This is a genomic window from Nonomuraea sp. NPDC059023 (assembly GCF_042740095.1).
Classification (GTDB): Bacteria; Actinomycetota; Actinomycetes; order Streptosporangiales; family Streptosporangiaceae; genus Nonomuraea.
In genome coordinates this window covers 140,466-166,478 of the sequence record NZ_JBHYIO010000018.1, presented here as the reverse complement: position 1 = coordinate 166,478, position 26,013 = coordinate 140,466, and the positions used below count along the sequence as shown (strand labels likewise).

Here is a 26,013-nt window from a genome sequence, read left to right as displayed (position 1 = left end):
TCTGTGTAAAGAGGGAGAACAGTGCGTCGAGGCCGTCAGGGGCTGCTCCAGCGCCATGGCCGTCCACCGCGGCACTCCGGTGCTGCTCAGGCTCGAGGAGCAGCCGGGCGCCGGCGAGGACCTCGACCTCGACGGTCACGAGGACCGCAGCCGGATCACCGCGTGGGACCCGGTCAGCGGCGCCCGGCGTGCCGCCATCGACGTACCGGGGCACGTGCGCGCGCTGGCCGCCGAAGGGAACCTGGTGGTCACCGGCGGTGCGGACAACGCCCTGCGCTCCTTCGACCTCGACACCGGGCGCGAAATCTCGCGCGTGCACGGCTCGCCCGCCGACCGGCTGACCAGGCTCGTCCCCGCCGGAACGCTGGCCGTCACGATCCGCGACCAGGGCGGCTGGCAGGTGGCCGACCCCGCGACCGGGCAGCCCGTCGGCGAACCCGTCGCGCCGGACACCGGCGTGCGCGCGATCACGGCCGACGCGAGCACCGTGGTCACCGGCGGCGGCACGTTCGCCCCGGTCGTCAAGGTCTGGGACCTACGAACCCGCAGGGAACGCGGCCCGCCGCTGAGCGGCTTCTCCCGCTACGTGAGCCACGTCGCACTCTCCGATGATCTGATCATCGCCGCGGGAGACGGAGGAAAGCGGGGCACCCTGCGCTTCTGGCACCGCACCGGCCGGATCGCCCACCCGCCCCTCCGCCTGCCCGGCCGCCTGCTCGACCTCGAAGTGACCCGCCTGTACGGCAGGCCGGTCGCGCTGGCACTGGGCCACAAGGCGCTCTGGGTCATCGACCTGACCACCGGCACCAGGACGGCCAACCTGGCTCTGGGCAAGGTCCGCGGCGACCCGGGAAGGCTGGGCGCGCTGGCCACCGGCATGGTCGGATGCGCGCCCGTCGCCGTGATCGAGCGCGACGGGATGGCGGTCGTCGTCAACCTGGCCACAGGCAGGCCACTGGGGACCCCGTTCGACCTCAGGGCAGAGTCGTGGCCGATCATCCTGGGACTGCGCGACGGACTCCTGGCCGCCGCCGACCACGGCGGACGGGCGGTGCACGCGGTGTTCGACGTCACGACGGGTCAGTCGCTCACCGGACCGCGGATGTGACGGCCGCCGGTGGTGGCGGTGCCGTAGGGCGGGTTCCAGGCCAGGGCGCCGCCGACGGCCTTCATGAGCAGCGGGGTGGGCAGGGCGGCGGTGATGGTGTTGCGCAGCAGCGCCGCGGTGGGGCTGGCGGTCTGGAGGATGTGCCCGAGCCGGCCGGACAGGCGGGCCATGCTTTCCGTACGGGGCCGCCGGAGCCTGTCGTAGGCACGGAGCCCGCCGTCGATGCCCCGCTCGCCGATCGCGGCGGCGAGCGTCACGGCGTCCTCCACGGCCAGGCACGCGCCCTGGCCGATGTCCGGGGTGACCGCGTGGGCCGCGTCGCCGAGCAGGACCACCCGGCCGTGGACGAAGCTGGGCAGACGTTCGCGCAGGTAGTAGACGTCGTGCCGGAGCAGCGTCTCGGGAGGGCTGGCGGCGAGCATGGCGGGGATGGGCTCGTGCCAGTTCCGGAATCGGGCGGCGAGCCGCGCGAGGTCGTGGGCGGGCCGCGCGTGTTCGGCGATGGTTTCGGCGGCGAACCAGTAGATCTGCCCGTCGTTGACGGCGGCGTGGCCGAACCGGGCGCCGCCGCTGCCCCAGGTCTCCGACAGCACGCGCGGCACGTTCAGTGATCGCGCGGGCGCGAAGCCGCGCCAGACGGTGTATCCGGCGAAGGCCGGCCCCGGATAGCCGGGAAACAGTTGTGCGCGCAGTGCGCTGTTGACCCCGTCGGCCGCCACGACCAGGTCGGCCGATTCCGCCACGACGCCGTCGAGTGCGCGCAGCACGACCGTGGCCTGCCCGGCGTCTGTGGTGACCTTCTCGGCACGGCGGCCCACGCGCAGCGTGCCGGGTTGGAGCCCGGCCAGGAGGAGGCGATGCAGTTCGGCCCGGTGCAGGGCGTAGAACGGGGCGCCGTAACGGCGTTCGACGCCTTCCGCCGGGATGTGCCCGACGCGGGCGCCCTTCTCCAGGCGGATCTCCAGGGCCTCCTGGCGCTGACCGCGCTCGCGCAGGGCCGCCCCGAGGCCGAGGTGGTCGAGGGCCTTGACCGCGTTGGGGGCGATGCCCACGCCCGCGCCGACCGGCGCGATGGCGGGCGCCCGCTCGTACACCGTCACCTGCCAGCCGCTCGATTGCAGGGCGTAAGCGGTGGTCAGCCCGCCGATTCCGGCGCCGACGACGATCGCCGTGTTCCCGCTCATCCAAGATCCTCCATTTCAAACGATCGCTTGAAACGATCGATTGAAACGCATGCTATAGCATGGCCGCGACACCCTGGAGCAGGAGGTACGGTGGCCACACCCACGCGGGAACGGTTGATCGAGACCGCCATCCGGCTGTTCGGCGACCACGGGGTGGAGGCGACGTCCCTGCGAACGCTGACCGAGGAGGCCCGCACCAACATCGCCGCGGTCAACTACCACTTCGGCTCCAAGGACGGCCTGCTCCGCGCCGTCATCGACCAGACCATGCACCCGGTCAACGACGAACGCCGCCACCGGCTGGACGCCCTCGAATCCGCCCCCGAGCCCCCCTCGGTCGCCGATCTGGTCCGCGCGTTCGTCGAGCCGGGAACCGAGCTTCTGGAAAGCCACGGCGACAACGGGCCCGCCGTGGCCCGCTTCATCGGCCGCCTGGTCACCGAGCCCGACCCCGCCGTCCGCCAACTCTTCGCCGACCAGGTCGACCCCGTGGAGGGCCGTTACCTCACCGCGCTCGGCCACGCCCTGCCCGGCCTCGACGACGACGCCGTCCGGTTCGCCTACACCAGCATGCTGGGCCTGCTCAGCCTCCACCAGTCCGGCGCCTTCACGGCACTCGACTGGCCGCACCGCCTCAGCCCCCGCACCGGCCGGACCGCCTCCGCCGACCGCGAGCGCCTCATCACCTTCATCACCGCCGGCATCCTCACCACAAGGGACAGGTCAAACGCTTAGCCCTTGAGATAGTCAATGCGCATGACTACAGTTCCGGCCATGGATTCCGCCGTGCTGTTCGAGCGCCTGTCCGCCCTGGTGACCGTCGAGTCTCCCTCCGGTCACGCGGAGGGGCTGGAGGACTGCTACGCCCTGATGCGCTCCTGGGGAGAGCCGCTGCTCGGCAGGCCGGCGGAGATCGTCACGGTGAACGGCACCCCGCACCTGCTGTGGCGCCCGCCCGCGGAGGGTGGAGTCCTGCTGCTCGGCCACGCCGACACGGTGTGGCCGCTCGGCACCACCGGCCGCCGCCCGTTCCGCGCAGAGGGCGGTCGCGCGTACGGGCCGGGGGTCTTCGACATGAAAGCCGGGCTCGTGACGGCGTTCGCCGCGCTTGCCGGGTGCCGCGATCCCGGGCCGGTGGGCATCCTGGTCACCGGTGACGAGGAGATCGGCTCGCCGACCTCGCGGGCGCTGGTCGAGGAGATGGCCGGGGCCCGCGACGCCGTACTCGTGCTGGAACCCAGTCAGGCGGGAGCGCTCAAGACGGCGCGCAAGGGCGGGGCGTTCTACAGCGTGGAGATCACCGGCAGAGCGGCCCACGCGGGGCTGGAGCCCGAACGCGGGGTCAACGCGCTGCTCGAACTCGCCGCGCAGGTGGTGGCGGTGTCGGAGCTGGCCGACCCCGAGCGCGGCACGACGGTCACCCCGACGGTCGCGCGCGCGGGCACCGCCACGAACACCGTGCCCGCGCGGGCGCACCTGCGCGTGGACGTCCGCGCGTGGGAACTGGCGGAGCTGGCACGCGTCGACGAGCGCCTGCGCGCGCTCGCCCCCGCCGTCCCGGGAGCGGTGATCCGGGTCGACGGCGAGATCAACCGTCCGCCGCTGGAGCCGGCGAGCTCCCGGGAACTGTACGCGGCGGCCCGCAAGGCCGCGGCCCACCTCGGACTGCCCGATCCCGGAGAGGTCGCGGTCGGAGGCGCGTCCGACGCCAACTTCACCGGCGCGCTGGGCATCCCCACGCTCGACGGGCTCGGCCCGCTGGGGGACGGCGCCCACGCCGAGCACGAGTGGGTCGACCTGGACTCACTCGCCGGCCGGGCCCGGCTCGTCGCCGCCCTGATCGACACGCTGACGCGCCCGTGACCGTTCGGCGCGTACCTCGATCGCGTCGAGCATCATCTCCAGGCCGACGTCGAAGGCGGACGGGCCGCCGAGGCTCGGGAGCCGGTCGGCATGATGGGCGATGGCGGGGTACTTGCCGGCGTCCAGTTGCCGGTACTCCACCTGCCAGGCGAGCTCGTCCCTGCGCCGCACCTCCGGGTCGAGCGCGTGGACGGCCGCCTCCAGGCTCGCCACGGAACGGACGAAGCTGCCGAACGCGCGCTGCACCACCGCCACCTCCTCGTCGGCGACTCCGGCCCGCCGTACGGCGTCCAGGGTGAAGTCGACGCTGGAGAACTCCGTGGGCCGCCGCGTGGTGCGCATGACCATCTGCTGGGCGAACGGCGCGTAGCGGAGGTAGTGCTCGCGTACCCGCTGGGCGATGTCGCGCAGGTCGGCCCGCCAGTCGTCGGTGGGCGTGACCGTGCCGCCGTAGGAGCGGGCCCTGAGGCCGTCGACCAGTTCGAGGAGCAGTTCGTCCTTGTCCTTGAAATGGCGATACAGCGAGGTCGGGTGGGCCTCGAGCTCGGCTCCGAGCTCCTGGAAGGTCAGCGCGTCCAGGCCGTCGCGCAGCGCGATCTTCTCGGCGGCCGCGAGGATCACCTCCCGGTTGAGGCTGTCACGCGCGCGGCGTGGCCGCGCCTCCCCCTTGGAACCCTTCTCCTTCGACTGGCGCGTTGATGCCACCAAAGCCTCCCTCGTCTGCCGATGCACGCATTTTCGCACCACCTGATCGCAGTGACGGGCTAAAGCATAGTCAATGCGAATGACTAGAAACATGCCTAATACCCTTGCCTGGGTTCTGACTTGCCCATACTCTCCCTCTCATCACCCCCAGAAAGGTCAGAGCATGAGCACCAGGTTCAGACTCGGAGCAATTGGGCTCGCCGCCCTCGCCCTCCTCGCGGCCTCGTGCACGAGCGGAGGCACCGGCACGGCCCTGAAGTCCGACGCCCGCCCCGCCACGGCCGCGCCGGTGCGTCAGGGGGGAAGCATCGTCATCGGCGCCGAGCAGGAACCGGACTGCACCGACTGGATCGCGAGCTGCGCCACCTCGATCTGGGGCACGTTCATCATGGACATCCCGACGATTCCCCGGGTGTTCGAGCCCAGGAAGATCGACGGCACGTGGGGGCTCGCGGCCACGAACGTCATGGCGTCGGAACCCGAGGTCACCGCCGGGCCGCCGCAGAAGGTCACCTACCGGATCAACCCGGCGGCCGTCTGGTCGGACGGCGAGCCGATCACCTCGGAGGACTTCGCCTATACGGCGCTGGCGATCCGCGACGGCAAGGACGTCCTGAACCGGACCGGATACAGCCACATCACCAAGATCGACACTCCTGACCCCAAGACGGCGGTCGTCACGTTCGACGCTCCGTACGCGAGCTGGAAGGGCCTGTTCAGCGACGGCGGCGGCCTGCTCCCCAGCCACCTGCTCAAGGGCAAGGACCGCAGCGCCCTGATGAAGGACGGCTACACCTGGAGCGGCGGCCCGTGGAAGATCGAGTCCTGGACGAAGGGCGTCTCGGTCGTCCTCGTGCCGAACCCGAACTACTGGGGCGACAAACCCAAGCTCGACAAGGTCACCTTCCAGTTCACGGCCGACACCGCCGCGGCGTTCCAGGCGTTCAAGACCGGCCAGCTCGACGCGCTCTACCCCACGCCCCAGCTCGATTCGATCGACCAGATCAAGAGCGGGCTGCCCAACGCCAGCTCGATCGTCGATCCCGAGTCGGGCAACCTTGAGGCGATCTGGTTCAACAACGCCAAGGCGCCCTTCGACTCCGTGACGTTCCGCAAGGCCGTCTCGCACGCGATCGACCGCAAGGCCGTCGTCACCCGCCTGTACGGCGCGCTCGGCGTCACCGAACCCGCCCAGAGCGCGCACACCCCGCTCGTCGGCCGCTACGGCGGCACCGACTTCGCCCAGTACACCCCCGACCTCGCCAAGGTCGACTCCCTGATGCGGGGCGACGGGTGGGCCAAGGGATCCGACGGCATCTGGGCCAAGGCGGGAACCCGGGCGGCGTTCTCCGTCAGCACGATGACCGGCAACAAGCGCCGCGAGCTGACCGAGCAGATCCTTCAGGAGCAACTGCGCGCCGCCGGCTTCGAGGTGAAGATCGACAACACCTCGGCCACGGACCTGTTCGCGAGCAAGCTCCCCAAGGGCGACTTCCAGATGGGCCTGTGGACCCTCGTCGACACCTTCCCCCAGCCATCGCTCGCCGCGTCCTTCTCCTCAAGCGCGATCCCCACCGAGGACAACGGCCGCTCCGGGCTCAACATGTCACGCATCGACCTGCCCGGTCTCGACAAGGTGCTCGACACGGCCGCGTCATCGCTCGACGAGGCCGAGCGCGTCGAGATCTCCCACCAGGCGGACAAGCTTCTCGCCGACTCCGCCGCCCTCCTGCCGCTCGACGTGATCCCCAACATCCTGCTGTGGAACAACAAGATCGGCGGCCCGCTGGCCATCGACCCCGCGCGCGGTCCGTTCTGGAACCTCGCCCAATGGGGCCTGGCGAGCTGAGACGCCGATGTTCGCCTACCTCGCACGGCGGCTGCTCTACTCGGTACCCGTCGTCCTCATCGCCTCCTTCCTGCTCTTCTGGGCGGTCAGGATCGCCTTCGACCCGCTGGCCAAACTGCGCGGCGGGCGTGACCCCGGCGCGCTCGCCCGCGCCGCCGAGCGCCTCGGCCTCGACCAGTCGATCCCCGTGCAGTACTGGCACTGGCTCACGCGGTTCGTCACCGGCGACTGGGGAGTCAGCTCGCGTACGGCGGGCCCGGTCCACGGCCTGATCCTGCCCGCCCTCGGGACCACCCTGCAGCTGATCGTCTGGGGTGTCCTCGTCGCCGCGGTGGTCGCGCTGGCCGTCGGCGTCTACTCGGCGGTGCGGCAGTACTCCGCCGGCGACCTGGCCTTCACCGGGCTGTCCTACCTCGGGGTCGCGATGCCGCCGTTCTGGCTCGGGCTGATCCTCATCCAGATCCTCGCGGCCTGGCCGCAGGAACTGCTCGGCCTGACCGATCCCCCGCTCTACTTCGTGGGCCTGCACTCCCCCGACGGCGGCGGCCCGCTCGACTACGCGCGCCATCTCGTCCTGCCCGTGCTGACGCTGACCGTGGGCCTGGTGGCGAGCTGGAGCAGATTCACCCGGGCCACCATGCTCGACGCCCTCACCAGCGAGTACGTGCGGACCGCGCGGGCCAAGGGAGTGCCGAAACGCCGGATCGTCACGCGGCACGCCCTTCGCACCTCGCTCGGCCCCTTCGTCAGCGTCACCGCCGTGGACGCCGGCCTGCTGTTCGGCGGGCTCGTGGTCACCGAGCAGATCTTCGCCATCCAGGGCATGGGCCGGTTGTTCCTCGACTCCCTGCTCGCGGGCGACGTGTTCGTCCTCGTGCCGTGGACGCTCGTGGTCGCGGTGGTCGTGATCGTGTTCAACCTGCTGGCCGACCTCGCCTACGCCGTACTCGACCCGAGAGTGAGGCTCCGATGACAGCGGAACGCACCCCGTGGCAACTCGCGCGCCGGCGGTTCCTGCGCCACCGTCTGGCCGTCGCGGGGCTCGCGGTGCTCCTCCTCCTGCTGCTCGGCTGCTTCGGCGCGGACCTGATCGCCCCCTACGAGCGCGGCGCCCAGAACCTGATGCTCGGGCCCGTGCCGCCGTCGGCGGCGCACTGGTTCGGCACCGACGAGCTGGGCCGCGACTACCTCACCGAACTCCTGTACGCGGGGCGGATCTCGCTCGCTATCGGCCTGTGCGTCGCCGTGCTCGCCACCGTGGTGGGCACCGCGCTGGGGGCCGCGGCGGGGTTCTTCGGCGGCTGGGCGGACGAGATCATCATGCGGATCACGGACCTGTTCATCGTCCTGCCCGCGATCGTGGTCCTGGCGGTCGTGCTCCAGGGCGCCGGCCGTTCCCCCGTCGTGATCGTCCCGGTGCTGGCGGCGATCGGCTGGACCACCGTGGCCAGGATCGTCCGCGGCCAGGTGCTGTCACTGCGGGAGAAGGAGTACGTCGCCGCGGCCACCGTGCTGGGCGTGACCAGGTGGCGCATCATCGTGCGACATATCCTGCCCAACCTCACCGGTGTCATCGCCGTCAGCACCTCTCTCGGCGCCGCGAGCGCGGTGATCGTCGAATCGACGCTCTCCTTCCTCGGGTACGGCGTGCAGCCTCCGGAATCCAGCTGGGGCAACCTGCTGAGCCAGGCGTCCGGGCTGATCGGCACCGGCAAGGTCTACCTGCTGTACTTCCCCGGCCTGTTCATCCTCCTGACGGCGCTGGCCATCAACTTCCTCGGCGACGGCCTCAGAGACGCCTTCGACCCGAAGGGAGCACGCCCGTGAACGCCCTGCTGGAGGTCGACGACCTCACCGTCCAGCTCCCCACGGACGCCGGCACGGTCGCGGCCGTCACCGGGCTGTCGTTCTCCGTCGCGCCCGGCGAGACGCTCGCCATCGTCGGCGAGTCGGGCTCGGGCAAGAGCGTCACGTCGATGGCGGTGCTCGGGATCCTGCCCGGCCGCGCCCTGGTCACGGGGTCGATCCGGTTCCGCGGCGAGGAGCTCCTGGGCCGCTCCGAGTCCGACCTGCGCGCCCTGCGGGGCAGCCGCATCGCGATGATCTTCCAGGACGCGCTGACCGCGCTCACGCCGGTGCACACCGTCGGCGCGCAGATCGCCGAGGCCATCAGCGTGCACGACGCCTCGCTCACCCGCGCCGCGCTGCGCGAGCGGGTCGTCGAGCTGCTCGACCTGGTCGGCATCCCCTCGCCGGCCAGGCGCGCGAGCCAGTACCCGCACGAGCTGTCCGGCGGCATGCGGCAGCGCGTCATGATCGCGATGAGCATCGCCAACGAACCGGACCTGCTCATCGCCGACGAGCCGACGACCGCCCTCGACGTGACCGTGCAGGCGCAGATCCTCGACGTGATCAGGCGGATCCAGCGACGCACGGCGACCGCGCTCATGCTGATCACCCACGACCTGGGCGTGGTGGCCGGGGTCGCCGACCGGGTGCTGGTGATGTACGCGGGCACCAAGGCCGAGGAGGCCGCCGTCGAACCGATCTTCTACACGCCCGCACACCCCTACACCAGGGGTCTGCTGGCCTCGCTCCCCCGGCTCGACGCCCGGCACGGCGAACGGCTCTACCAGATCCCCGGCCAGCCCTCGCGGGCGCCGGGCTGCCCGTTCCATCCGCGCTGCGAGCACGCGCGCGCCGGTCTGTGCGACACGACCGTCCCGTCGCCGGTCCGGATCGGCGACGGCCATACGGCGTCCTGCCTGCGCGCGGCGGAGCTGGAGGAGGTGCGGCCGCGATGACGGCGCTGGAGGTCACGGACCTGGTCAAGACCTATCCCGTGCGCGACGGGGCGTTCCGCCGCCGGTCCGGCACCGTGCGGGCGGTCTCCGGGGTGTCGCTGCGGATCGAGCGTGGCAAGACGCTCGGGCTCGTCGGGGAGAGCGGCTGCGGGAAGTCCACGCTGGCCGCGTGCCTGGTACGGCTCGTCGAACCGACCTCGGGCCAGGTGCTTCTCGACGGCACCGACTTCACGGCGCTGCCGTCCGACCGGTTGCGCCGGGCACGGCGGCGTATCCAGATGGTCTTCCAGGATCCGTACGCCTCGCTCAACCCCCGCATGACCGTCCGGGCGATCCTCACCGAGGCCCTCGAAACCCACGGCCTGGACACCGGGCGCGTCCCCGAACTGCTGGAGCTCGTCGGACTCGACCCCCTGCACGCCGGACGGTTCCCGCACGAGTTCTCCGGAGGGCAGCGCCAGCGCGTCGGCATCGCCCGCGCGCTCGCCGTCGAGCCCGACGTGATCGTGCTGGACGAGCCGGTCAGCGCGCTGGACGTCAGCATCCAGGCCGGCGTCATCAACCTCCTGGAGGACCTCCAGGACCAGCTCGGGCTGACGTATCTCCTCATCGCGCACGACCTGTCGGTGGTACGGCACGCCAGCGACGAGGTGGCCGTCATGTATCTCGGCCGGATCGTCGAGCAAGGACCGCCGGACGAGCTCTACCAGCGTCCCCGCCACCCCTACACCCAGGCGCTGCTGTCGGCGGTGCCGATCCCCGACCCGCGGGCCGAGCGCGCCCGCCGCCGGATCATCCTGACCGGCGACGTCCCGAGCCCGACCGACCCCCCGTCGGGCTGCCGCTTCCGGACCCTCTGCCCGAAGGCGAGCTCGATCTGCGCCGCCGAGGTCCCCCCGCTCGTCACCGACGCGCGGGGCCACGGCGTCGCCTGTCACAAACCGGAGTTGATCCATGTCCTCTGACGCCTGGCGCGACCGCTTCGACACTCCGATCATCCAGGACATCCGTCCCTGTCCCGGCGACCTCAACCTCGAAATGATCTACGCGGCCGGACTCAGCGACGCCGAGGTGTCCCTCTGGAATCCGGCCACCGGCGAGACCCTGCGGGTGCCGGATCTGCCGCCGCACGTCGCGAACCCGGTGCCCGCCGCGGACGGGCGCGCCATCCTGGTGCTGCGCGACGAGGACGGCGGCGAGGTCGGCCATCTGTGGTCCTGCCCGGTCGACGGCGAACCCGTGGACCTCACCCCCGGGCTGCCTCCTTACACGCTGCGCGGCATCGACGTCGCGCGCGACGGCTCGGCGGTCGTCATCGCGACGGTCACCGACGAGGGATTCACGCTCTACCACCTGACCGGCTCAGGCCCCCACCGGCTGTATCGCAGCAGGAACGAGGCCTGGAACAGCCTGGTCTCCGCCGACGGAACGCTGGCGAGCATCGACACCACGGACCACAACCCCGGCATCCGCCGCTTCGCCGTCACGGTGCTCGACGCCGCCGACGGCGCGGTGCTGGCGTCGGTCTCCGACGGGCCGCTCGCGCCCGTGCGCGGAGTCCGGTTCTCGCCGGTCGCCGGGGACCCCCGGATGCTGCTGAGCACCGAACGCACCGGGTACGCGCGGCCCGCCGTGTGGAACCCCCTCACCGGTGAGCGGACCGACGTCGAGGCGCCCGAGCTGGCGGGCGAACTCGTCCCGCTCGACTGGTCCGGCGACGGCGCCCGGCTGCTGCTCGTCCACGTCGACGGCGGCCTGCACCGCGTCTACGAGTACGACCTCCAGGCGGGCCGGCTGCTGCGCGTGTCCCATCCCGACGGCGCCTACTTCTTCCCCGAGGTGGCGTGCGCGGTGACGAACCAGTGGAGCTCGCACTACGGACCGGACGGTCAGATCCGGCTGCTGCGCCAGCGCGCCGACCTGCCGTTCGAGATGCTCCGCCTGGAGCGCGGCGACAGCGAGCCGCGCGTGGTCATGGCCCCGCGGAACGTCGTGCCGGGCATCCCGATGCGTTCGGTCACCGTCACCTCCAAGGACGGGACCGCGCTGCAGCTCTGGGTCGCGGCGCCGGCGGGCGCGAGCGGGCCGGTGCCGCTGGTCCTGCGGGTGCACGGCGGCCCGAACCTCGCCGACGTGGGCGGATACCACCCCGCCGCGCAGGCGTGGCTGGCCGAGGGCTTCGCCTACGCGTCGCTGAACTACCGGGGTTCCGTCACGTTCGGCAGGACGTTCCGCGAGGGGTTCTGGGGAGCCGTCGGCGACCGCGAGCTGGAGGACGTCGAGGCGGCCTGGCGGTGGCTGGTCGACGAGGGCATCGCCGACCCGTCTGCCGTGTTCATCCGCGGCTCCTCCTACGGCGGCTTCCTGACGCTGCTCTCACTCGGCCGGTTGCCCGGCCTGTTCGCGGGCGGATTCGCGTTCATCGCGCTGGCCGACTGGAAGCTCGCCTACGAGGACATGCACCCCGCCCTGCAGGCGGCCTGGCGCGGGTTCCTGGGCGGGCGGCCCGAGCTGGCGGAGGAACGTTTCCGGCTGAGCTCCCCCATGACCTACGTCGAGGACGTACGGGCGCCGGTGCTGATCAACCAGGGGCGCCACGACACCCGCACCCCGGCCCGCCAGGCCGAGGAGTACGCCCGCCGGCTGCGCGCCGCCGGCGGGGACGTGCTGCTGCGCTTCTTCGAGGGCGGGCACGGACCCGTCGGCAACGACGGCGTGGTGGGCAAGATCGAGCTGGAGATGGAGCTGGCCCGCAAGGCCTTGCGCGGGGAACGCTGGTCCTGAGGGGCCCTCCCGGCCGGGGTCCCGTCTCAGGCCCCGGTCAGGAACGCCTTCAGCTCCGCGGCGACCAGGGCGGGCGCCTCCTCCGGGAGGTAGTGGTCGCTCGGCAGGGCCGTACCGCTGAGATCGTCGGCGTAGTCGCGCCAGACCTTCAGGACGTCGTAGGTGCGGCCGACGAAGCTGTGCTCGCCCCACAGCGCCAGCACCGGGCAGCGCACGCGACGGCCCGCCGCGGCGTCGGCCTCGTCATGCTCCAGATCGACGCCCGCCGCCGCCCGGTAGTCGGCGCACGACGCGGCGATCGCGGCGGGCTCGGAGAAGCAGCGCACATACTCGCGGACCGCGGCCTCGTCGTACGCGGCGCCGCCGGAGTGCCGTGCGGTCATCCGGCCGCGGATCCAGAACTCGGGATCGTTGCCGATCAGCCGCTCGGGGATGCCGTTCCCGGCGGCGAGGAAGAACCAGTGGTAGTAGCCGAGGCCGAAGGCGGCGTCGGCGTGCGCGAACGTGTGCCGGGTCGGCACGATGTCCAGGACGGCGAGCGCCTCGACGGCATCGGGGTGGTCGAGGGCCATCCGGTGGCCCACCCTCGCCCCCCGGTCATGGCCCACCACGAAGAAGCGCTCGAACCCCAGCTCCCGCATCACGCCGAGCTGGTCACCGGCCATCGCCCGCTTGGAGTAGACGTCGTCGGTGACCGGCTCCGGTTTGGCGCTGTCGCCGTACCCGCGCAGGTCGGTCAGCACGACCGTGTGCCGGGACGCCAGCGCCGGGGCCACGTCGTGCCAGATGAGGTGCGTCTGCGGGTAGCCGTGCAGGAGCAGCACGGGCGGCCCGTCGCCTCCGGCGACCGTGTGGATGGCGACGCCGTCCACGTCGATGGTGCGTGCTCGGAACGTGCTGGGCAGCGGGACGCTCATGCTTTCCTTCACGGGGCTTCGGCAGTGGGTGGTACCGATTCGAGCAGGTCCGTCAGGTCGGCGTCCAAGAGCGGCTACCTATCTGACCGATCGTCGCTGCCTATCGGTGGAACCAGGGCGAACTCAGTACGCCGCCACCTGGTCGAGGTGTGCCCGGACGGCGGCACGGTCGACGCCCAGGTGGTTCAGGAGCTGCGCCACCGGGTCCGGCTCGCGTTGGGCGAGCAACGCCAGGAGCAGCTGGACGGGCGCCTGGGCGTTCCTGTTCTTACGTGTCGTTGCCTTGATCGCGTGATTGACGGCGGCTCGGGCACCGGTGGCGAGCGCGGTAACGGGCACCGGAGGGTGCCGGAGCGGCCCGGCTTGCGGCGCCTGGCCGACGTCCAGGCCGATCGCGCGCAGGGCCGCCGTATCCAGGTCGGCGAGCGCGGCCCGTGCGGTGGCCAGATCCACGCCGAGCGCGCGGCTCGTGACGGAGCCGGGGTCGCCGAGCAGGCCGAGCAGGAGGTGCTCGGTGCCGATGCGACGGTCGCCGCGCTGCCTGGCTTCTTGAGCCGCGGCCTTGACTGCCGCCGCGAAGGGACTCTTCTCGCTCGCGAACATCGCGGTGTCTCACTTTCCGTATCTGGCGTGCACGGATTGCCGGGACATGCCGAGTGCGTCGCCGATCTGCTCCCAGGTCCACCCCTGCTCGCGGGCCAGCGCCACCGAGACGGCCTCGACCTGTTCGGCCAGCCGGTGCAGCGCTCCCACCGCGCGCAGCCCGACGGCCGGGTCGTTCGACCTGATGTGTTCGGACAGCTTCTCCATATCCACGTTGTCAGGCTAGATTGACAGGCCAGCTATGTCAATCTAGCCTGACAAGCATGGACGATGTTGTGATCATCGGTGCGGGGCCCGTCGGGCTCATGCTGGCCTGCGAGCTGAGCCTGACCGGCGCCCGCCCCGTCGTACTGGACAAGCGAGCGGAGCCGGGCCAGACGCCCAAGGCCAACGGCCTGGGCGGGCAGATCATCGACCTGCTGGAGCACCGCGGCCTGCTGGAACGCCTGAGCGCCGACAGCCCCTTCTGCGGGGTCCCGCCGGGCTTCCCCTTCGGATCGGTCCCGCTGCGCTTCACCGGGGTCGCCGGCATCCCCCTGCGCATGCTGATGATTGCGCAGCCCCGGCTGGAGCGGCTGTTGCGCGAACGGGCGGCCGAGCTGGGCGTGTCGATCCGCTGGGGGCACGAGCTGGCCTCGCTCACGCAGGACGAGTCCGGAGTGAGCGCCCAAGGCGCCGGATTCGGCCTGCGCGCCCACTACGCCGTGGGCTGCGACGGAGGCGGCAGCCGGGTCCGCGAACTGGCCGGAATCGGTTTCCCCGGCACCACCGACGAGGAGGAACTGTGGATCGGCCACTTCACCGCCGGCACCGAGACCGGCGTGTTCGACCACCCTCAGCTGGCCGGGCTGAAACCGGGCTGGAACCGCACCCCGGCCGGGCGGATCCTGGCCGCCTCACTCCAGCCCGGCGTCCACATCGTCGGCGTGCGGGAGAAGGGCCGGCACCCGGCCGGGCCGGTGACCCTCGCCGGCTTCCGGGCGGCCATCCACCGCGTACTCGGCGACGACCTGCGGCTGGGCGAGCCGATCTGGCTGTCACGCACGAGCGCCCAGGCCCGGCTGGCCGACCACTACCGAGCCGGACGGGTGTTTCTCGCCGGTGACGCCGCCCACCTGTTCCCCGCGGGCGGCTCGGCGCTCAACGCCGGCATGACGGACGCGGTCAACCTCGGCTGGAAACTGTCCGCCACACTCAAGGGCCGAGGCCCGGAGCACCTGCTCGACAGCTATGAGTCCGAGCGCCGTCCCGCGGCTGAACGCGCCCTGCTGCAGACCCGCGCCCAGGCGGCCCTCGATCGCCTGCCGCGGGAGGAGGGCGAGGCCCTGCGGACGCTGCTCACCGAGGTCTTCGCCTACGAGCAGCCCCTGCGCCACATGGCGGCCCTGCTGCACGGCTCCGACCTCCCGTACGGCGCCGCCACCCACCCACTGACCGGCCGCCTGCTACCCGGCCTGCGCCTGACCACCGGCGCCGGTGAACGACGACTGACCGAATCCCTGCGGCAGGGCCGCCCCGTCCTGCTGGATCTCGGCGGTGAGGCCAGACTCGCCGACGACGCCCACCACTGGATCGACGTGGTCCGAGCGCACTGCGACAACCCTCCCGCCGACGCCCTCCTGATCCGTCCCGACGGAATCGTGGCCTGGGCGGGCACCGACGGGCTGGCGACGGCCGCAACGGAATGGTTCGCACCCCGCACCTGAAGGCGGGCCGTCGCGGGCAAACGCTCAAGACCGCCCGGAACCCGCACGCGAACCCGGCGACGGCACCGTGGACGTGGCGGGCAGGGTGAGGGTCAGGACGGCCCCGCCCCCCGCGTGGTTGGCCGCGGTGAGGGTGCCGCCGTGCAGGCGCGCGTTCTCCGCGGCGATGGCCAGGCCCAGGCCGCTGCCCTCGGTCCGGGCGCGGGCGGCGTCGCCCTTGGTGAACCGGTCGAAGACATGCGGCAGCAGGCCGGCGGGAATGCCGGGCCCGTCGTCGGAGACGGTGACGACGAGCCGGTCGGCATCAGCCCGTACCCGGACGAGCACCGGCACCGCCGCGCCGCCGTGCCGCAGCGCGTTGCCGACGAGGTTGGCCAGGATGACGTCCACGCGGCGCGGGTCGAGGCGGGCGCGCAGCCCGGCCGGGATCTCGGTGCGGACCCGCTCCTGCCAGTGCCGCAGCGCGAGCGTGTTGGTGATGAGCTCGCCCAGGTCGACCTCGTCGAGGTGGAGTACGGCGGCGCCGGCGTCGAACCGTGACACCTCGATCAGGTCCTCGACGAGGCGGGTGAGTCTGCGTGTCTCGTCGGATACCAGGTGCAGCGCCTCGGCGGTGAGCGGCGCGAGCCCGCCGCCGGAGGCGTCGGCGTCGAGGACCTCGGTCACCGCGCTCATGGCCGCGAGCGGGGTGCGCAGTTCGTGGGAGACGTCGGCGGCGAACCTGCGGGCCCGAGCCTCCATGGCGCGAAGCGTGTCGGCGTCGGCCTGGAGCGTGGCGGCCATTGTGTTGAAGGTCCGGCCGAGGTCGGCGAGCTCGTCCTCGCCGGCGACGTTCACCCGGGTGTCCAGCCGGCCGCCGGCCATCTGCACGGCGGCCGCACGCAGCCGCCGGACCGGCCGCAGCAGCCGGCGCGCCGCCAGCAGCGCGGCCAGGATGGAGGCCACGGCGACGGGCAGCGCGGCGGCGCGTGCGGCGGCGGCCAGCGTGTCCACGTCCTGCTGCTGGGAGGTCAGCGGGAAGGACGCGTAGACGACGAGCGGTGCGGGACCGTCCGGGCGGGCGGCGGCGGTGACGGGAAGGGCCACGGCCAGCCAGGGTGACCGGACGTGGTGGAAGCGCTGGGCCAGCGCCGTGGTCGCCGTGGCCGCGCGGGCGCGCAGCGGCGCGGGCAGCGGCGGTGCCGGCGCCCCGGCGGTGACGAGCGGGCCGCCGCGATAGGACAGGGCGGTGCGCTGACCGCGCGCGCCCATCGCACGGTCCAGTTGCAGCGCCAGGGTACGCAGGTCCGCCTCGGCGGGGTCGGCGGGCAGGTCGGGCGCGCGGGAGGTGACATGGGCGCGCAGTTCCTGCAGGGCGTCGGCTTGGGCGCGTTCCACGATCGCGGTGCGGCCCTGATGAAAGGTGACGGCGGCGGCGACCAGCGCGCTGAGCGCGGAGACCAGGAAGAACGCCACGACGAGCTGGGCTCGCAGGCCGCGGGCGAACGCCGGCCGGATCACAGCGGGCCGAACCGGTAGCCGAATCCGCGTACGGTCTGGATGTAGCGGGGATTGCGGGAGTCGTCCTCGATCTTGGCCCGCAGCCGCATGACGCACGCGTCGACCAGCCGGTAGTCGCCGTGGAAGGTGTGCTCCCACACCTGTTCGAGGAGCTGCTGGCGGCTGAAGGTCTGTTCGGGCGCGGCCGACAGGAACAGCAGCAGCTTCATCTCCGTGGGCGCCAGCGCGAGTTGCGCGCCCTTCTTGAGCACGCGCAGCGCGACCCGGTCGATGAGCAGGTCGCCCTGGGTGGTGCGCGCCTGGTTGCCGGAGGCCGGCGGTGCGGTACGGCGCAGCACCGCGCGCATCCGGGCCTCGATGACCTCGCCGCTGGCGGGTTTGATCACGTAGTCGTCGGCCCCCGCCTCCAGGCCCACGACGATGTCCACGTCGTCGTCGCGCGCCGACAGGATCACGATGGGCACCTGGCTGAAGGCGCGGATGCGGCGGCAGGTCTCCAGGCCGCTCATGCCGGGCAGCATCAGGTCGAGCAGCACGATGTCGGGGGCGCCGGCGACGAGTTCGGCCAGCCCGTCCTCACCGCTCGACACCGCCACGGGCTCGTGGCCGTGGTGGCGGAGGCCGAGGCTCACGCCCCGGCGTACGGCCGGGTCGTCCTCGATCAGCAGGACCCGGGTCATGAGAAGCCTCCCTGCCCGACGGGGTCGGCCGTCCCGTTCTCGTCACACCTGACCCGCCAGGGGTTGTCCCCCATGCCGGGTTCCAGCACCTCGATGACGGCATCGCCACCGGCGTCCGAGGCCGCGGCGGCCGTGCACACCACCTGACTCACCGCAATGGCCCGCATGTCGCGCACCAGCCACGGCAGGCGTACTTCCACTCCGCCCTCCGTGGCGCGGGCCTGGACCGGCCGCGCCGCCGGCGGCAGGTGCGTGATCAGCCCTCGGGCGCGCTCGTCCGCCGTGGGACCCGCCCACAGCTCCTTCATGGCCTGCGGCAGCCGGTCGCCGGCCAGGGCCGGGCGGGAGACCGGCCAGGTGCCCTGCGGCGTGACGAAGTACACCCGCAGGAGGCGGCTGCCGCTCGCGGTCAGGCTGCCCCGGACCAGCTGACCGGCGGGGTGGGCGTCGGTGTCGGTGATCCCGCAGCCCGCAAGCGTCGCCGCCACGACCACGACCGCCAAAACGCGGCGCAGGACCACCGGCATGTGTCGTCTCCTGTTCACTGGTCGAGTCTGCTCAGGTCCACCGTCCCGGCGCCCGGCACCGGTCGCGGGATCGCCGCCCACAGCCCCAGCGCGGTCACCGCCGTGACGGCCAGCGCCGCCCATCCGCGCCGCCCGGTGGCCCATCCGGCGCGCAGCCGTACCGGATCCTCGACGGCGGTCTTCGAGACTACCGCAGCCAGCAACGACAGCCCGATCGCGGCGATCGTCCAGGCCCAGTTCCAGGCCCAGCTACCGGGTCCGGGCGCCGGCCGCGGGAGCAGCAGGTAGATCGGCCAGTGCCACAGGTACAGGCTGTAGGACAGCTCGCCCAGCCGGCGCGGCGCGGCACTGCCGATCAGCCGGCCCATCCGCCCGTCCGGCACGTGGGACAGGAGCGCGATCAGCACGGCGCTGCCCAGGGAGTGGGCGAACATCCCTCCCTGGAACAGGCCAGGCGCCTTCTCCCCCGCGGTCACCACCCACGAGGCGCCCAGCCCGCACAGCAGCAGAACGCAGATCACGTCCGTGGCCGGGCGCGGCAGGCGGGCCACGACGTTCCGTGCGGGCGCGGTGGCGGCGGCGGCGCCGAGCAGCAGCGAGAACGCCCGGGTGTCGCTGCCCTCGTAGGCGCGGGTGGTGTCTACCGCCGCCCCGAGCTTGATCATGAGCAGGAGTGAGACGAGCGCGCCGGCGACCGCGACGAGAGCGACCCGCCGCTGCCCGCCCGGCCCCCGCCCGGCCACGGCGACGATCAAGGGCCAGGCCAGGTAGAACTGCCATTCGACGCCGATGCTCCACAAGTGGGCGAACAGGCGGGTGCCGGAGGCGTCCCAGTAGCCGATCTGCTCGCCGATGTAGTGCCAGTTGACGCTCTGGGCGGCCACCCACGGCGCGTCCTGCAGTGCGGACCTCAGCATGTCCGGCCTGGCGAACGCCCAGGCCAGCAGCAGTGTCGCCACCACCATCAGGGTCAGCGCGGGTAGCAGGCGGCGGGCCCGGCGCGCCCAGAAGGCCGCCAGGCCGAGCCGGCCGTGCCGGCCGAGCTCGTCCAGCAGCAGGCCGGTGATCAGAAAACCGGACAGGACGAAGAACAGGTCGACGCCCAGGAACCCGCCGCCCAGGTGCCCGGCGTGAAACAGCAGGACCGCGGCGACGGCGAGCCCGCGCAGCCCGTCGAGCGCGCCGATGTGCGCGCGGCGGGAGGTCGCGGGCATCAGCCGCAGCCGAGTTTGACGAACTGCTCGTCGCCGGTCCATGGCCCGGTGGCCCAGTCGGCGGGGGCGGCCGGGGTGAAGCCCGCCAGTTCCCCGAGTCGCTTGGTGAACCAGGTGGCGAAGGCCGCCGACCCCTGCTGGCAGGAGTGGATGCCGTCCTTGGCGCGCTGGGCCTTGCCGGCCGTGTAGTCGCTGCCCCACAGCTCGGCGGCGTCCAGATAGCGCACGTCAGCGCCTCCGGCGGCCTTGGCGGCCATCGCGGGCGCCCTCTTGATCGCGGCCTCGTGCGGCTTGAAGAACTCGTCGATCTTGAACGGCGGCGCGGACACCAGCACGAGCCGGGCACCGGCGTCCTTGGCCGTCCGGGCGAGCTTCTGATAGGCCGACAGTTGCTGGCGGGCGGTGCCCCAGTCGTAGCCGGTGAGCTGGTAGGCGATCACCGTCGGGCGGAAGGAGGAGAGGTCTTCCTTCAGCGCCTTCCAGGTGTCGGCGGCTATCTTGCTCGTCACCGGGTGGCCGCCGGCCACGAGGGTGCCGCCACCGGCGGAACTGGCGTTCTTGAACGCCGCCCCACCGGCCTTCAACGCGGCTTCCAGGGCCGGGGCCTGCGCGCCGGCGATGGAGTCGCCCATCCACAGCACCCGGACGTCGGTCGCGGCCTTCTGCGGGTTCCGGGCCGTCTCGTCGGCCGCCGCTTGTCCGTCGCCTGCCGACGCGCCGCAACCCGCGAGCATGACCACCGCCGCCATGGTCACGGCCGCCGCGGCACGGCGGCGACCCGCCGGCCCTTGGGCAAACCGGACATTCAGGGAGAGATTCATCGATCGCATGGCCGTCAGGCAACCAGGCGAACCCGGAGATCACCGGCGTTGTCATCGTTTCATCACACAATGAGAGACTTGCCGTCATAGAAGCGGGCGGGTACCCCGAGCGACGCCGGCAAGCCTTCCCCATCAGGTTAGACAATTACCCAGAAAAACATCATTCATGGATTATTGACGCCTTTCAGGGAAGGGCTCCAGCAGGTTTGGAGCCGGGCTCTAGTCACCCACGCCACTATGGGTAGATATGCCCAAAGTTCCGTTGTAGAAGAGGGTCACATGGCATTCCCCCACCGGTGGCTCGCGCTGCTGATCGTCCTTACGGCCATGTTCATGAACCAGCTCGATGTGACGATCGTCAACGTCGCCCTGCCCTACATTCAGCGCGAGCTGGGGGCGGGCGTCTCACTGCAGCAGTGGATCCTGGCCGGGTTCGCGCTCGCGTTCGCGTTGCTCCTGGTCACCGGGGGGCGCCTGGGGGACATCGCGGGCCGCAAGAAGGTCTTCCTCGTCGGCGTCGCGGGGTTCACCGCCGCGTCCGCGCTGGCGGGCCTCGCCCAGAACGGCCAGATGATGGCCGGCGCGAGGGTGGCGCAGGGGGTGTTCGCGGCGCTGATGGTGCCGCAGGTGCTGTCGGTGATCCAGGTGATGTTCCGGCCGCCCGAGCGCATCAAGGCGATGGGGCTGCTCGGTGTGGTCGTCCCGATCGCCTCGGTGGCCGGGCCCGTTGTCGGCGCCCTGCTCACCGCCGGGCCCGGCTGGCGCTGGATCTTCTGGGTGAACGTCCCGATCGGCGTGCTCACGTTCGCGGGCGCGGCGCGCATGGTGCCCGAGTCGAAGTCGGACCGGCCGCTGCGCCTCGACATCCCGAGCGTGCTGCTGCTCGGGCTCGCCTCGGTCATGCTGATGTTCCCGCTGGTGCAGGGGCACGAGCTGGGCTGGCCGCAATGGGCGGTGGTCTCGATGACCGCCTCGCTGCCGGTGTTCACGGTCTTCGGCCTGCGCCAGTTCCGCCGGGAGGGTTTCTCCCCGCTGGTCCCACCGGCGCTGTTTCGCAACCGGTCGTTCGTCGCCGGATCCATCCTGATGGCGCTGGTCTTCTCCGGCATCATGTCGTACATGATCGTGCTGGTATGGGACTTCCAGGTCGCGCACGGCTGGACTCCCCTGCGCATGGCGCTGACCGGCCTGGGCTGGACGATCGGCCTCGGCCTCACCGCCACCCTCGCGATCAGGTACGGCGCCGTCGCCGGCCGCCGGCTCATCGCCATCGGCCTGGTCGTCATGGCCGCGGGCATGGCCGCGCTGATCGTGGTGCTCCGGCTGCACGGCGGCGCCACGCACTCCTGGCAGGTCTTCGCCTGTCTCCTCGGGGCGGGCATGGGCTCCGGCCTGGTCGTGCCCATCCTGGTGGACCTGGTCCTGGCCGGAGTACCCGCCCGCGACGCGGGCGCGGGATCCGGCGTGGCCAACGCCACCATCCAGCTCGGCACCGCGGCGGGCGTGGCCGTCGTCGGCGCGATCTTCTTCGGCCTGGTCGGCGCCGGACCGCGCGACCCGGCGGCCTGGGCGGGCGCCACCTGGCAGACCCTGCTCTACAACGCCGGGGTGTTCCTCGCCGCGGTCCTGCTGGTCCCGCTCCTGCCCCGGCGCACCCGTACGCACGGTACGCCGGCGGGCGACCGGCAGGTGCCCACCGGCGCTTCCTGAATTCTTCCCGCCCATAATAGGAACAGGCGCACGCACAAATCGGGGAAAGAAAATCGTTTGCGCCTATTAAAAGGATCTCTGCATAATGGTGAGAGATTCTTGTCAAGGCGGTGCAACTTTGTAACACTGATCACGTGGGGTGGCGCGAGGACTCCGCAGCCCGGCGACGCGTGCACCAAGCGGCGGGCCGGCGGTGACCATCGCGTACGTAATGTTCGAGCGCACTTCATGTGCCATTCATTACAGTCCTGCACCGGGGGGCAATACCCATGGCTAAGGGGATACGGTTCGCAATCTTGGGACCGTTGGACGTGCAGCGTGGAAATCGGACGATCGCGGTCAACGCCGAGAAGCAAAGAGCGATCCTCGCCACGCTGCTGCTGTCGGCGAACCGTGTCGTGCTGGCGGACGACCTCATGGAACGGCTCTGGGAGGACCGCCTGCCGCGCTACGCGCGCGCCTCGCTGCAGACGCATCTGGCCCGGTTGCGCCGCACGCTCGGCGACGTGGAGGTGATCCACACCATCCCCGGCGGCTACCTCATCGAGTCCGACCAGGACCACCTCGACCTGCTGCGGTTCCGCGCCCTCGTCGATCGGGCCGCGAGGGTGGAGAACGCCGGCGACCTGCCGGGCGAGCTCAGCCTCCTGCACGAGGCGCTGGCGCTGTGGCGCGGCACCGCGCTGGCCGGCATCCGCTCCGACTCCATCCTGCGCGATGAGGTGCCGCAGCTCACCGAGGAGTGGTTCCGGTGCCTGCACCGGCGTTTCGACGTGGAACTCGTGCTGGGAAACCACGACGGCGTCGTCCCCGAACTGCGAAGGCTCGTCCGCAAGTATCCCTTGCGCGAGCGATTGTGCAGCCAGTTGATGATCGCGCTGTTCCGCTGCGGCCAGCAGGTGGAGGCGCTGAAGGCGTTCGCGTCCGTTTCCGCCGTGCTGCGCCACGAGTACGGGCTCGACGTCGGCGACGAACTGGAGCGCCTTCAACACGCCGTGCTGACCGGCGACCCCGACCTCGTCTCCGTAAACGGTTACCGAAGAGGAGGCAGGGATCTGGGCACGGCCGTCTCCTCATGGACGACGCCGCGCCAGTTGCCCGTCGGCATCTCCGACTTCGTGGGACGGACCGAGCTTCTGAAGCGGGTCGACACGGTCCTTGACCCCGGCGGGACCGGCTCGATGGCGATCGTCACGCTGACGGGGCCCGCCGGCGTGGGCAAGACCACCACGGCCGTCCGGATCGCCCATCATGTCCAGGACCGGTTCCCCGACGGCCAGATGTACGTCCGGCTGAACGGGACGGGCGAGCATCCGCGCACGCCCGCCGAGGTGCTGGGCGAACTGCTGGAGGCGACGGGGCTGAGCCTGCCGGCGATCCCGGAAGGCCAGGAGCAGCGATCGGCGCTCTTCCGGTCCCGGCTGGCCGACCGCCGGGTCCTGCTCGTCTTCGACGACGTGCGGGACGTCGAGCAGGTACGCCCGCTCCTTCCCGGCACGCGGACCTGTGCCGTGCTCATCACCAGCCGCCGCCTGTTGTCCGCGCTGGCCGGGACCGTCTCGGAGCGCCTGGTCTGCCTGTCGAAACGCGAGTCGCTCGACCTGCTGACCGTCCTGGCCGGACGCCGGCGGGTCCAGGAGGAGGCCCTGGCGGCCGAGGAGATCGTCGCCGCCTGCGGATACCTGCCGCTGGCGCTGCGGATCGCGGGGGCGAGGCTCGCGGCCCAGCCGCTGGCGCGCCTGGGGTCCCTCGCCGCCCGGCTGCAGGACGGGCACCGCCGTCTGGACGAGCTGCGGATCAGCGATCTCGACCTGCGGCGCAGCCTGGAGCGCAGCTACGTCGCGCTGGACTCGCCGGCCCGCGCCGCCTTCCGGCGGCTCGGCCTGCTGTCCGACACCGTGGTCACGCCGCTGACCCTGGCCGCGCTCGCCGACCCCGCCGACGAGCGGCTGGCCGACCGGCTCATCGAGCACAACCTGCTCGAACCGGTCGGCCTCAACACGCTGCTCGACCCGACGTACCGCCTGCACCCCCTGTCCTCCCTCTACGCGGCCGGCCTCGCCGAGCACGACGACCCGGTGATCACGAGCGCGGCCCTGCGCCGCTACACCGACTCCATCCTCGCCTTCGCCGAACGGGCGTCGGGGCACCTGCCCCGGGCGGTAGGCCAGCTCCCGCCGGAGAGCGGTATCGGCGCGCCGGTCCCCGCGCACGACATCTCCCGCGTCGACGAGCGCCCCTGGCGGTGGCTCGCCGCCGAGCGCGACCATCTCCGTGCGATGGTGGTCCGCTGCTGCCGGTACGGCTGGCACGAGCGGGCCGCCCGCATCACCGAGATCATCGCCCAGCTCGCCAGCCACAGCGACGACCTGGCGACGCTCATCCGGTTGTGCATCGTGGTCCGCGACACCGCGTGGGCCAACGGCGACGAGCGGACCGGGTGGCGGGCCGAGCACTGCCGCGCCCTGCTGCTGCTCAGGCAGGGCCGGGTGAGCGAGTCACACCGGCTGATCGTCAAGTGCGTGAGCAACTTCGAACGGCTTGAAGCCGCCGGGGAGCTGCCGTACAGCCTGGCGGTCCTGGCCTTCGTGAGCGTGACACGGTCGAAGGCCGGTGACGGGCTGACGCTGGCGAAGCGGGCGTACCAGCTGGCCAGGGGGCTCTCCGACCCGCACGCCGAGGTCCTCGCGCTCGGCACCACCGCCGACGCGCTGCTGGGCCTGCGGCGCAAGGCCGAGGCGCGCGCCGCGCTTGAGCGGGTGCTGCGGCAGTCGCGCGAGCTGGGCGAGACCCGTCTGGAGGCGGTGACGCTCAACCGGCTCGGCTGGTCGTCGCTGCGCGTCGGCGATCTGCGGTCGGCGCCCCTCCGGGCCCACGAGGCCAGGGAGCTCACCGGCATCGGCGACCGCTACGGCAAGGCGCGTCCGCTCGCGCTGCTCGGCGCCGTCGCGCTGGAGCAGGGGCAGTTCGCGGAGGCGATGCGGCTGGCCGAGGAGAGCCGCCGCACCTTCGCCCGGCTCGGGGACACCTGCGGCGAGGCGGAGGTCGCCTGCCTCGAAGGAGAGATCCATCTGCAGGCAGGCAGGGCGCGGGACGCCGTCGCCCTCCTGGTTCCGAGCCTGAGCCGGCTCAACGAACTGGGCGCGTACCGTGTGCGGGAGCGTGCCTCGCGCATCCTCGCCCAGGCCAACATCGCGCTCGGCGAGCACCAGCGGGGCGGCCGGTGGGCCGGGGAGTTCGCGGCGCGCTCGCTCAGGCGGGACGGTCGCAGCGGCGCCGCCTGAGCCGGGCGCGCACGACGCGGACCGCCACGACGGCGCCCACGATCGCCGGCGGGATCAGCGTGCCCCACAACCCCAGCTCGGAGCCGAACTCACGATAGGAGACGCCGACGGCCGCCCCCACCCCCACGTAGAGGCACGACCAGGCCACGGCCGCCGGCAGGGCCCAGCGGATGAACCGCCGGTACGGCATGGCCAGCGTGCCCGCCGCGATCGGCACCAGGGAGTGGATCACGGTGACGAACCGCGACCCGAAGACGGCGGGTCCGCCCCGGCGGCGGAGAAAGCTCTCGGCCTTGTCCCATTTGCCGGCTCCGATGCGCCGGCCCGCCCAGCTGTGCCGGATCGACGGCCCGAACCGGCGGCCCAGCACGTATCCGAGCGTCTCCCCCGCCAGGCACCCGACGGTGGTGGCCGCGACGAGCAGGACGAACCGGAGCGGCGAGTCGACGGTGGTCCCCGCCAGCAGGACCACCCCGTCGCCCGGGACGAAGAGCCCGACCAGCAGCGAGGTCTCCACGGACATGAACAGCAGCGTGGCTCCGCAGAGCAGCAGGGGGTGGGCGTCGGTCAAGTATTCGATCAGCCCCATGCTGGGCGATCTCCTCTGAATGGTGTGTTGACTGGCCGATAGCCGCGTTGTCAGGGTCATCTCAGGGGCGGCCGGGCAAACGTCAGGGTTGTTCCCGATGGCACCCGTCACCGTACCTGACGAGCATGGTGGTACGCGGTCGGTGACCGGCGCCCGCCTCTCCCG

The 26,013-nt window shown here is 71.9% G+C and carries 23 protein-coding genes; 12 read left to right on the top strand and 11 right to left on the bottom strand.

Annotation, left to right across the window (positions count from 1 at the left end):
• Positions 1–55 precede the first annotated feature (55 nt).
• Complete coding sequence (locus ACFWYW_RS29350; protein ID WP_379616067.1) at positions 56–1,108, top strand: WD40 repeat domain-containing protein; 1,053 nt, start codon at positions 56–58, stop codon at positions 1,106–1,108.
• Here ACFWYW_RS29350 and ACFWYW_RS29345 read toward each other — a convergent pair.
• Entirely contained in the window at positions 1,081–2,292 is a 1,212-nt protein-coding gene (locus ACFWYW_RS29345; protein WP_379616065.1) for an FAD-dependent monooxygenase, read from the bottom strand. The genes ACFWYW_RS29350 and ACFWYW_RS29345 overlap by 28 nt on opposite strands.
• 90 nt (positions 2,293–2,382) lie before the next feature.
• On the opposite strand from ACFWYW_RS29345, the gene ACFWYW_RS29340 reads away from it, so the two are divergent.
• The gene (locus ACFWYW_RS29340) at positions 2,383–3,027 is read left to right on the top strand and encodes a TetR/AcrR family transcriptional regulator (RefSeq protein WP_379616063.1); all 645 of its coding nucleotides are present in this window, start codon (positions 2,383–2,385) and stop codon (positions 3,025–3,027) included.
• A 39-nt stretch (positions 3,028–3,066) separates the two neighbouring features.
• Complete coding sequence (locus tag ACFWYW_RS29335; RefSeq protein ID WP_379616061.1) at positions 3,067–4,155, top strand: M20 family metallopeptidase; 1,089 nt, start codon at positions 3,067–3,069, stop codon at positions 4,153–4,155.
• On the opposite strand, the gene ACFWYW_RS29330 is transcribed toward ACFWYW_RS29335, so the two are convergent.
• Positions 4,096–4,860, bottom strand: coding sequence for a TetR/AcrR family transcriptional regulator (locus ACFWYW_RS29330; protein ID WP_379616059.1), 765 nt, complete (start codon positions 4,858–4,860; stop codon positions 4,096–4,098). The two genes, ACFWYW_RS29335 and ACFWYW_RS29330, sit on opposite strands and share 60 nt — an antisense overlap.
• Positions 4,861–5,023: 163 nt before the next feature.
• Between ACFWYW_RS29330 and ACFWYW_RS29325 the strand changes: the two genes are divergently transcribed.
• The 6 genes from ACFWYW_RS29325 to ACFWYW_RS29300 are packed head-to-tail and all read left to right on the top strand — an operon-like array spanning position 5,024 to position 12,297.
• Entirely contained in the window at positions 5,024–6,709 is a 1,686-nt protein-coding gene (locus ACFWYW_RS29325) for an ABC transporter substrate-binding protein (protein ID WP_379616057.1), read from the top strand.
• 7 nt (positions 6,710–6,716) lie between these two features.
• A complete protein-coding gene (locus tag ACFWYW_RS29320) occupies positions 6,717–7,682 on the top strand; it encodes an ABC transporter permease (protein ID WP_379616055.1) in 966 nt (321 codons plus the stop codon).
• Positions 7,679–8,536 carry an ABC transporter permease gene (locus ACFWYW_RS29315; protein ID WP_379616053.1) on the top strand — a complete coding sequence of 286 codons (858 nt, stop codon included), beginning with the start codon at positions 7,679–7,681 and terminating at the stop codon, positions 8,534–8,536. Before ACFWYW_RS29320 ends, ACFWYW_RS29315 begins: the two co-directional genes overlap by 4 nt.
• A complete protein-coding gene (locus ACFWYW_RS29310; RefSeq protein ID WP_379616051.1) occupies positions 8,533–9,513 on the top strand; it encodes an ABC transporter ATP-binding protein in 981 nt (326 codons plus the stop codon). Before ACFWYW_RS29315 ends, ACFWYW_RS29310 begins: the two co-directional genes overlap by 4 nt.
• The gene (locus ACFWYW_RS29305; protein ID WP_379616049.1) at positions 9,510–10,478 is read left to right on the top strand and encodes an ABC transporter ATP-binding protein; all 969 of its coding nucleotides are present in this window, start codon (positions 9,510–9,512) and stop codon (positions 10,476–10,478) included. The genes ACFWYW_RS29310 and ACFWYW_RS29305 overlap by 4 nt, the downstream gene beginning before the upstream one ends.
• On the top strand, positions 10,468–12,297 hold the full coding sequence (locus ACFWYW_RS29300; RefSeq protein ID WP_379616047.1) for a S9 family peptidase: 1,830 nt from the start codon (positions 10,468–10,470) through the stop codon (positions 12,295–12,297). Before ACFWYW_RS29305 ends, ACFWYW_RS29300 begins: the two co-directional genes overlap by 11 nt.
• Before the next feature lie 26 nt (positions 12,298–12,323).
• On the opposite strand, the gene ACFWYW_RS29295 is transcribed toward ACFWYW_RS29300, so the two are convergent.
• From ACFWYW_RS29295 to ACFWYW_RS29285, 3 genes are all read right to left on the bottom strand, one after another.
• Positions 12,324–13,214, bottom strand: a complete 891-nt coding sequence (locus ACFWYW_RS29295) for an alpha/beta fold hydrolase (protein ID WP_379616045.1) — start codon at positions 13,212–13,214, stop codon at positions 12,324–12,326.
• Positions 13,215–13,337: 123 nt separating this feature from the next.
• Positions 13,338–13,817 carry a Clp protease N-terminal domain-containing protein gene (locus ACFWYW_RS29290; protein WP_379616043.1) on the bottom strand — a complete coding sequence of 160 codons (480 nt, stop codon included), beginning with the start codon at positions 13,815–13,817 and terminating at the stop codon, positions 13,338–13,340.
• Positions 13,818–13,826: 9 nt separating this feature from the next.
• Entirely contained in the window at positions 13,827–14,024 is a 198-nt protein-coding gene (locus tag ACFWYW_RS29285) for a helix-turn-helix domain-containing protein (RefSeq protein WP_379616130.1), read from the bottom strand.
• Between the two features lie 56 nt (positions 14,025–14,080).
• Here ACFWYW_RS29285 and ACFWYW_RS29280 point away from each other — a divergent pair, with 56 nt between their 5' ends.
• Positions 14,081–15,523: an FAD-dependent oxidoreductase gene (locus ACFWYW_RS29280; protein WP_379616041.1), complete on the top strand. Its 1,443-nt coding sequence runs from the start codon at positions 14,081–14,083 to the stop codon at positions 15,521–15,523.
• Between the two features lie 24 nt (positions 15,524–15,547).
• Here ACFWYW_RS29280 and ACFWYW_RS29275 read toward each other — a convergent pair whose 3' ends face one another.
• The 5 genes from ACFWYW_RS29275 to ACFWYW_RS29255 are packed head-to-tail and all read right to left on the bottom strand — an operon-like array spanning position 15,548 to position 20,178.
• Entirely contained in the window at positions 15,548–17,023 is a 1,476-nt protein-coding gene (locus ACFWYW_RS29275) for a sensor histidine kinase (RefSeq protein ID WP_379616039.1), read from the bottom strand.
• Complete coding sequence (locus ACFWYW_RS29270; protein WP_379616037.1) at positions 17,020–17,703, bottom strand: response regulator transcription factor; 684 nt, start codon at positions 17,701–17,703, stop codon at positions 17,020–17,022. The genes ACFWYW_RS29275 and ACFWYW_RS29270 overlap by 4 nt, the downstream gene beginning before the upstream one ends.
• Positions 17,700–18,230 carry a hypothetical protein gene (locus ACFWYW_RS29265; RefSeq protein ID WP_379616035.1) on the bottom strand — a complete coding sequence of 177 codons (531 nt, stop codon included), beginning with the start codon at positions 18,228–18,230 and terminating at the stop codon, positions 17,700–17,702. Before ACFWYW_RS29265 ends, ACFWYW_RS29270 begins: the two co-directional genes overlap by 4 nt.
• 14 nt (positions 18,231–18,244) lie before the next feature.
• A complete protein-coding gene (locus ACFWYW_RS29260; protein WP_379616033.1) occupies positions 18,245–19,444 on the bottom strand; it encodes an acyltransferase family protein in 1,200 nt (399 codons plus the stop codon).
• The gene (locus tag ACFWYW_RS29255; RefSeq protein WP_379616128.1) at positions 19,444–20,178 is read right to left on the bottom strand and encodes an SGNH hydrolase domain-containing protein; all 735 of its coding nucleotides are present in this window, start codon (positions 20,176–20,178) and stop codon (positions 19,444–19,446) included. Before ACFWYW_RS29255 ends, ACFWYW_RS29260 begins: the two co-directional genes overlap by 1 nt.
• Before the next feature lie 366 nt (positions 20,179–20,544).
• Between ACFWYW_RS29255 and ACFWYW_RS29250 the strand changes: the two genes are divergently transcribed.
• The gene (locus ACFWYW_RS29250) at positions 20,545–21,975 is read left to right on the top strand and encodes an MFS transporter (RefSeq protein ID WP_379616031.1); all 1,431 of its coding nucleotides are present in this window, start codon (positions 20,545–20,547) and stop codon (positions 21,973–21,975) included.
• A gap of 311 nt (positions 21,976–22,286) precedes the next feature.
• Entirely contained in the window at positions 22,287–25,259 is a 2,973-nt protein-coding gene (locus ACFWYW_RS29245) for a BTAD domain-containing putative transcriptional regulator (protein ID WP_379616126.1), read from the top strand.
• On the opposite strand, the gene ACFWYW_RS29240 is transcribed toward ACFWYW_RS29245, so the two are convergent.
• A complete protein-coding gene (locus ACFWYW_RS29240) occupies positions 25,228–25,848 on the bottom strand; it encodes a DedA family protein (protein ID WP_379616029.1) in 621 nt (206 codons plus the stop codon). The genes ACFWYW_RS29245 and ACFWYW_RS29240 overlap by 32 nt on opposite strands.
• Positions 25,849–26,013 lie beyond the last annotated feature (165 nt).